Annotated in this window: 7 protein-coding genes and 1 pseudogene; 3 read left to right on the top strand and 5 right to left on the bottom strand. The window is 73.7% G+C overall.

The window, feature by feature from the left end; all coding sequences use genetic code 11:
• Positions 1–134 precede the first annotated feature (134 nt).
• From ABD332_RS60455 to ABD332_RS16570, 5 genes are all read right to left on the bottom strand, one after another.
• Complete coding sequence (locus ABD332_RS60455; protein WP_344502818.1) at positions 135–1,424, bottom strand: methyl-accepting chemotaxis protein; 1,290 nt, start codon at positions 1,422–1,424, stop codon at positions 135–137.
• Positions 1,425–1,554: 130 nt separating this feature from the next.
• Positions 1,555–2,481, bottom strand: coding sequence for a sugar kinase (locus tag ABD332_RS16585; protein WP_344502817.1), 927 nt, complete (start codon positions 2,479–2,481; stop codon positions 1,555–1,557).
• Between the two features lie 43 nt (positions 2,482–2,524).
• The gene (locus ABD332_RS16580; RefSeq protein ID WP_344502816.1) at positions 2,525–3,241 is read right to left on the bottom strand and encodes an SDR family NAD(P)-dependent oxidoreductase; all 717 of its coding nucleotides are present in this window, start codon (positions 3,239–3,241) and stop codon (positions 2,525–2,527) included.
• 40 nt (positions 3,242–3,281) lie between these two features.
• Positions 3,282–4,190 carry a dihydrodipicolinate synthase family protein gene (locus ABD332_RS16575; protein WP_344502815.1) on the bottom strand — a complete coding sequence of 303 codons (909 nt, stop codon included), beginning with the start codon at positions 4,188–4,190 and terminating at the stop codon, positions 3,282–3,284.
• 127 nt (positions 4,191–4,317) lie between these two features.
• On the bottom strand, positions 4,318–5,448 hold the full coding sequence (locus ABD332_RS16570; RefSeq protein WP_344502814.1) for a mandelate racemase/muconate lactonizing enzyme family protein: 1,131 nt from the start codon (positions 5,446–5,448) through the stop codon (positions 4,318–4,320).
• Between the two features lie 100 nt (positions 5,449–5,548).
• Here ABD332_RS16570 and ABD332_RS16565 point away from each other — a divergent pair, with 100 nt between their 5' ends.
• The 3 genes and pseudogenes from ABD332_RS16565 to ABD332_RS16555 form a co-directional block, all read left to right on the top strand.
• On the top strand, positions 5,549–6,352 hold the full coding sequence (locus tag ABD332_RS16565; protein WP_344502813.1) for an IclR family transcriptional regulator: 804 nt from the start codon (positions 5,549–5,551) through the stop codon (positions 6,350–6,352).
• Positions 6,349–7,215 carry a carbohydrate ABC transporter permease gene (locus tag ABD332_RS16560; RefSeq protein WP_344502812.1) on the top strand — a complete coding sequence of 289 codons (867 nt, stop codon included), beginning with the start codon at positions 6,349–6,351 and terminating at the stop codon, positions 7,213–7,215. Before ABD332_RS16565 ends, ABD332_RS16560 begins: the two co-directional genes overlap by 4 nt.
• Positions 7,212–7,450 (top strand): annotated as a pseudogene (locus ABD332_RS16555) (hypothetical protein); the annotation flags it as partial. The gene ABD332_RS16560 and the pseudogene ABD332_RS16555, both read left to right, overlap by 4 nt.

Below are 7,450 nucleotides of genomic sequence, written 5' to 3'. Positions count from 1 at the left end.
TTCCGGGCACCTGCTTCCGCGCCCGCTCGGCGTCGTGGTGCTGCACCGGCGCTGCGCTCCTCGCGTGTGCCGTGATCCGGTAAAGGTTGTGCGTTCGTGGGGTGCACACCGCCAGGTCTTGTGGACCCGCGGCGTCAGGGCTGGTGGGCGGTGGCGCTGACCTTCTCCGCGGCGGCCGCGACCGAGCTGCGGGTGGTGGCCGCGAGGCTCGTCTGCTCGTGCAGCGACGCCTCGACCTCGCGCTGGGCGGCGGCGACCGAGCCGAGCCGGTCCGCGACCCCACCGACCGCGTTCGCCGCCGCGAGCGCGCCGGCGGTGACCTGGCCGACGGTCGTCTCGATCCGGCCGGTCGCGGCGGCGGTCTGCGCGGCGAGGTCCTTGACCTCGTTGGCGACCACGCCGAAGCCCTTCCCGGCCTCACCGGCGCGGGCGGCCTCGATCGTCGCGTTCAGGGCGAGCAGCTTCGTCTGGTCCGCGACCGCCTGGATGAGGCCGGCGACGGTGGCGATGTCGGCGATCGCGGTCTCCAGCTCGCCGATGACGGTGCGCGCGTGGTTGGAGTCGTTGAGCGCCGCCTCGACGTCGGTGACGGCGTCCCGCACGGCGCTGGTCATCCCCGCCAGCTTCTGCTCGAACGACTCCATCGCCGCGCCGGCCTCGGCGCCGAGCCGCACACCGGCGTCGGCGACGTCGGCGAGGACGGTCTCGAGGCGCCGGCCGAGGCGTTCGCTGTGCTCGACCTGCTCCGCGGCGTTGCTCGCGGCCGCCTCCTCGCGCCGGGTGGCGTCGTCGGCGGCGGCCCGCAGCGCCGTCTGGTTCTCCGCGGCGACGCGCGCCCGCTCGGCGTCGACCTCGGCCTCCGCGTTGGCGGCGAACCTCCAGTACACCAGCTGCGTCAGGCACATCGCGAGGACGAACCCGGCGTGCAGCAGCACGAACAAGATCGGATGGTCGCGCGCCTGCGGGCTGCTGAACAGCATGTCCGGCATGGTCGCGGCGACGAGGAGGTGGTGCGCCGCGACCAGCAGGACGGCGACCAGCAGCGTGACCCAGTCCTGATACAGGCTGACCAGCCCGACCACGACGAAGAAGTGGAAGTGCAGGTCGGTGAGGCCGTTGCCGGCGTGCACGAGCGCCGCGGCGGCGAGCACGAGACCCGTCGACACGGCGACCGCCGAGCCGCGCCTGCTGCGGGCGACGCCGCCGGCGATCGCGCAGATCAGCACGCCCGTGTTAGCCGACCAGACGAGCCACCCGCCGTCGTGCGCGTGCGCGCCGACGACGGTGTGCCCGTTGACGAGGCTGAGGACGACGAGCACCGGCAGGTGCAGCGCCAGCACCAGCCGCAGCGCCCGGTGCCGCGACTGGAAGGCCGCGTCGCTGAGGCGGACCTTCGGCATGAGCCACGCGAGCACTCCGGGCATGACCTGTGACGCTCCCTCTGGACGGCGGACCCCTGTGGTCCTCGTGGAGGACCCAACCATCCATCGGCCTCCCGACGCGGATCTGAAGGTCGTTCGCCAGGAGGATGATCCCCGCCGCCGCGGGCAAGGGTCATCCGGCCTCGGCGAGCATCGCTGCGACCTCGGCGGGAGCCGGCAGCCCCTCGGTGTCGCCGGCCGACGCGACCACCCTGGCCGCGAACCGGGTGCCCAGCAGCGCCGCGCCGCGCGGCCCGGTCCCGGCGAGGCGGGCGGCGAGGTAGGCGCCCGCGAACGCGTCCCCCGCGCCGACGGGGTCGACCACCCGGACCGCCGTGGACGGCAGGTGCGCCGGCGTGTCGCCGCCGTCGTGCCAGCAGCCGTCGGCGCCGGCCTTCAGCACCACCTCCCGCACGCCGGCGGCCTTGGCCCGGGCGAAGACCTCCCCGGGGTCGTCCGTGCCGAAGAGGGGCACCGCCTCGTCCATCCCGAGGAGGAGGTACGCCGTCAGCGGCAGCAACGCGGTCACGACACCGGCCGCGTCCAGCCCGGGCCGCAGGTTCGGGTCGACGGCGACGGGTATGCCCCGCGCGTGCGCCTCGCGGGCCAGCCGCAGCACCGCCCGCCGCGGCCCGTCGCCGAGCGCGGCGGTCAGCCCGGACACCGCGACCAGGTCGGGCCCGGCGGCCAGAGCCCGGTCGGCGTCGGCCTCGTCGAGGGCGGACGCCGCCGAACCGGCCCGGTAGTAGTGGACCCGCCGCGCACCGTCGGGCCGGACGTCCTTCACGAACACGCCCGTCGGCCGGGTGCCGTCGACGGCGACGAGACCGGCGGCGACGCCGAGCCCTTCCGCGGCCGCCACGACCCGCCGCCCGAACGGGTCGTCGCCGACCCGGCTGCAGAACGCCGACCGGGCCCCGGCCCTGGCCGCCGCGGCGAGCAGGTTCAGCTCGGCGCCGGCCACGTGCACCGACGCCGTCGCGCACTCCTCCAGGGGGAGGAGGTCGGCGGGCTGGAAGAGCACCATCGCCTCGCCGAGCCCCACGATCAGCCCGCTCACCCGATCCACCTCCCGCGACCGCCCGCACCCCGGACAACGGCGGTCACGGGAGCCACCTCGCGCGGAGGTCGGGGCGCAGGAACGCGGCCGGGGAGGCGATCGACAGGCCGCCGTCGACGGGAAGGCAGGCGCCCGTGACGAACCCGGCGGCCGGTGACGCCAGGAACGCCACCGCGGACGCCACCTCCTCGGGGCGGCCGACGCGGCGCAGCGGGTAGCCCTCGGCGGCGGCGGCGGGGAGGTCGTCGCCGCCGATGAGACCCGGCGCGACCGCGTTGACGCGGATGCCGCGCGGGCCGTACTCGAGGGCGAGCTGGCGCACCAGGCCGTCCAGTCCCGCCTTCGCCGCCGCGTACGAGGGCAGGCCGGGGGCGGCGAGGAAGCTGTTCACGGAGGTGACCGCGACGATGCTGCCGCCGGAAGGCAGGTGCGGCAGCGCCGCCCGGCAGGCGTAGAAGGCGCCCGAGAGCGTCACGTCGATCGCGGCGCGCCACTGGTCGTCGGTCTGGGTCTCGGCGGGGGCGACCGGCATGACCGCGGCGGCGAGGACGAGCACGTCGAGCCGGCCGAACAGGTCCACGGCCCGGCCGACCACCTCCGCCGCGCCGCCGGGGGTGGAGCAGTCGGCCGCCCAGCTCGCCTCGAACGCCGGATCCCCGGTGGTGTCCAGGGCGGCGGCTGCGACCCGGTCGCCGGCGAAGGCCCGCCCGATCGCGAGCCCGATCGGCGACGTCGCCCCGATGACCAGCACGCCCCTCACCGGGCGCTCCCTGAACCGTGGCGGCCGTCCGGGACGACGCTCACCGGGCCGGTCCTGACAGGCCGAGGTCGTCCAGGATCACGTCCAGCGCGGCCAGGGTCGCCGGGTCGGCGTCCACGGCGGGCGCGCGGACCGTCGTGGAGTCGATGACACCCCGCCGGTGCAGCACGTGCTTGTGGATCGACCACGCGATCCCCGGCTGCAGCCCGAAGCGGATCAGCGGCAGCAGCCGGTTGAACCCTTCCCGCGCCTCCCGGAGCGACCCCGCCTGGTACGCGCGGAGGACCGGGACGAGCAGGTCCGGGAACTCGCTCGCGGGCATGGTGCCGACGGCGCCGCGGGCGTACTCCTCCAGGACGAACAGCGCGTTCTGGCCGCCGAGGACGAGGAAGTCGGCGGCGGTCGCGTCGATGACGGCGCCGACCTTCGGGGTGGTCGGCTGGGTCTCGACCTTCACCGAGTCGACGCCGTCGAGCTTCGACAGCTCGACGATGAGCGGCACGGGCAGGTTGACGCCGGTGGAGGCGGGCGCGTCCTGCACCATCACCGAGAGCCCTCCGGCCCCGGCCACCGCACCGTAGAAGTCGACGATCTGGGCCGGGGACGGCTTCACCATGAACGGCGGGATCAGCATCGCCACGCTGGCACCGGCGTCCGCCGCGGCCCGGCACTGGTCGATCGCGTCGCCGGTGCCGGTCGCCGACACGCCGGCGACGATCGGCAGGGTCGGGCCCAGCGCGTCCCGTACGACGGCGAGAACGGCGGCCCGCTCGGCCGTGGTCAGCGTGAAGCCCTCGCTGGCGAAGCCGAACACGGCCACGCCGTCCACACCCGCGGCGGCGGAGAACTCGACGAGCCGGCGCAGGCTGGACGTGTCCAGGGAGCCGTCGGGGTGGAACGGGGTGGCGAGCACGGGAATCAGCCCGCGCACGTCGGTGGACCGGCTCACGACGCCGCCTGCGGCGTCGTCGCGAGCTGAATCTGTGCTTGCTGATGAGCGGCCCGAGCCGCTCCGCTGGCCACTCACGGCGCCACCTGCGGCGTCGTCGCGAGCTGAATCTGTGCTTGCTGGCCACTCATTGGTCCTCCAGAAGGGCGGTGATGTCGACGTCGACGCCGAGGCCCGGCGCGGTCGGCAGGTGGAACGACCCGGGTCCGCCGGTCAGCGGCCGGGTGAGGATGCGGTTGGCGACGGGGAACGGGCCGGGCTGGAACTCGAAGACCGGCATCGCCTCGATCGCGGCGGCGACGTGGATGCCGGCGGCGAGGACGACGCCGAGCCCGACGGAGTGGTGCGGCGCCACCGGCACGTGGTGCACGGAGGCGATCTCCGCGATGGCCATGGCCTCGGTGATGCCGGTGCGGCCGACGTCGGGCTGCGCGAGGTCCAGGGCCCGCTCCTGCAGCCACAGCTTGAACTCGAACCGGTTGCGCAGCGTCTCGCCGACGGCGACGGGGGTGACGAGCGCGGCGGCGAGCTCCTGGTGGCCGTCGACGTCCTCGGGCGCGAGGGGCGCCTCCAGGAACCAGGCGCCGCGGGCGTCGAGGGCCTTGCCGAGGCGCAGCGCGTCGGCGAGGTCGTAGGCCCAGTGCGCGTCGACGGCGACCCGCATCCCGGTCGCGGCAACCGCGTCGAACGTGGCCAGGTCCTCCTCCACCCCACGGCCGAGGTGGAGCTTCACCGAGGTTGCACCCTGTGCAAGCCAGTTGCGGGCGAGCTCGGCCCGCTCGGCGTCGGTCGCGACGGGCAGGCCCGAGACGTAGGTCGGCACGGTGTCGCGGTAGGCCCCGCCGAGCAGCGCGTGGACGGGCAGCCCCGCCGCCTTGCCGGCCAGGTCCCACAGGGCGATGTCCACCGCCGCCAGGGCGTCCGCCTGGTGGCCGACGAGGTGGCCGCGCTCCCGCATGAGGCCGGTGAGCCTGGTCCACATCGGCCGGACCCGCCGCGGGTCCTGCTTCAGCAGCGCGGGCGCCAGCAGCCGGTCGACGATGGCCTGCACGATCTCGGGCCCGACGGGTGCGAGCGCCTCGCCCCAGCCCACCGTGCCGTCGTCGCAGGTGATCCTGACGAGGAGCGTCTCGTAACGATCCGAGTACAGGCTGCGCCAGGGCGGCCGGAGGTAATAGGCGGATTCTTCGGGATTCGAGCGCGTGGCGGCGCCCAGGTAGACGTCCTCCCCGCGCAGCTTGAGCGGGAAGGTCGTCACGTCAACGATCCTCACGGGGCACCCCCGCTGTGCGGTTGACCACTTGCAGCATGCGGGATATCTTGCCGTATCACGCAAGCAACTTCCAGAGAGGGTCCTGATGGCTTCGGATGTCGGAAGCAACCAGAGCGTCGAGCGGGCGCTGACGGTGCTGCGGGTCTTCACGGCCGGCCGCTCCGAGCTGCGCGTCTCCGACGTCGCCAAACTCGCAGACCTTGGACTCTCCACCGCGTCCCGCCTGCTCGCAACCCTGGAGGCGGCCGGCTTCGTCGACCGCGACCCGGTCAGCGGGCTCTACCGGCTCGGACTGGACACGGTCAGCCTCGGTGGCGCCGTGCTCAACAGCCACCCCGTGCACCGCGAGGCGCGGCAGATCGCCCAGAACCTGGCGGCCGACCTGGGCCTCGGCGTCAACGTCGCGGTCCGCCGCGACGCCAGCCTCTTCTACCTGCTCAACTTCGAGGGCCGGCAGGCACCCAGGTCGTTCGTGCTCGCCGGCCAGCGCAACCCGCTGCACGCCACCGGCCTGGGCAAGTCGCTGCTGACCGGCCTCACGCCGGTCGAGCGGCGCGGGCTGCTGCCGCCGAGCGCCCTGGTCGGCTACACGCCCCGCACGATCACCACCCACGAGAAGCTCGACGCCGAGCTCGAGCTGACCGCCGCCCGCGGCTACGGCTCCGAGCTGGAGGAGCTGGCGCTGGGCCGCGCCTGCGTCGCCGCCCCGATCCGCGACGGCGCCGGCACCGTCGTCGCCGCGCTGTCGGTGTCGGGTCCGCTCTCCGCAATCGACTTGCAGAGCCGCGAGGTCGCGCTGTCCCGGATGGTCATCGAGGCGGCCGACTCGATCAGCATCGGCCTCGGCTATGTCGGGCCGGCGCACCACCCGAGCGCGGTGTCGCTGTGAAGGACCGGACGTTCGGGTTCCTGCTGACCCTGCCGGCGCTCGCGCTGCTCGGCGCGGTCGTGCTGTATCCGCTGATCGGGTCCCTGTCCACCAGCCTGTTCAACCAGAGCCTGGTGCTGCCGGGCCGCTCCTTCGCCGGCTTCGACAACTTCGCCGAGGTGCTGGAGCGCAACTTCTGGCCGGTCCTGGAGCACACGGTCGTCTTCACCGTCGGCTCGACCGTCGTGCCCGTCGTCATCGGCTTCGCCCTCGCCCTGGCGCTCAACACGAGACTGCGCGGCCGGGCGGTGCTGCGCGGCCTGTTCCTGATGCCCTGGGTGATCCCCGGCGTCGTCGTGTCGTTCGTCTGGATGTGGATCTTCAACGCCAACTACGGCCTGCTCAACGGGCTCCTCACGAGCATGCACCTGATCGACGAGCCGATCGTCTGGCTCGGTAGCCCCGGCACCGCGATGGCCGCCGTCATCGTGGCCAAGAGCTGGGCGAGCTTCCCGTGGATCATGGTGATGCTGCTCGCCGGGCTGCAGACCGTCCCGGCGGCGCTGCACGAGGCCGCGGCACTCGACGGCGCCGGAGCGGTCAACCGCTTCTGGCACGTGACGCTGCCGCACCTGCGCGGGATCCTCGGCATCGTCGTGCTGCTCGAGGTGATCTGGAACGTGCAGCACTTCGACATGATCTATGTGCTCACCAACGGCGGGCCGGCCGGCTCCACCACCACGTTCGCCGTCGCCGTGTACGACACCGCGTTCAAGGCCTTCGACCTCGGCAAGGCCAGCGCCCTCGGCGCCCTGTGGCTGGTGCTGATCCTAGCCCTCGTCGTGGTCTACGTGCGGGTCTCCGAGCGGGGTGAGCCGGCATGAGCGCACCCACGCTGGTCAAGGAATCGCCGGTGGTCGTCCGGCCGAAGGACGTGGTCCGCAAGCGCCGTGCGGGCCGGCTGTTCGGCCCTGCCACCACGGTCGCACTGATCGGCATCTTCGCCTTCGGGCCGGTCTACTGGGTGCTCGTCACGGCGCTGACCCCGACGCACGAGGTGTTCCGGTTCCCGCCGCGGCTCTTCCCGGAGCACCTCACGTTCGAGCACTTCACCGCGAT

Source organism: Dactylosporangium maewongense (assembly GCF_039531485.1).
Classification (GTDB): Bacteria; Actinomycetota; Actinomycetes; order Mycobacteriales; family Micromonosporaceae; genus Dactylosporangium; species Dactylosporangium maewongense.
Note: the sequence above shows the minus strand (reverse complement) of the source record. Positions and strands in the feature narration are given on the sequence as shown.

What these genes read in the sequence shown, in the direction of transcription:
- ABD332_RS60455 (WP_344502818.1), bottom strand. Translation starts at nt 1,424, where the DNA reads ATGCCCGGAGTGCTCGCGTGGCTCATGCCGAAGGTCCGCCTCAGCGAC.
- ABD332_RS16565 (WP_344502813.1), top strand. Translation starts at nt 5,549, where the DNA reads ATGGCTTCGGATGTCGGAAGCAACCAGAGCGTCGAGCGGGCGCTGACG.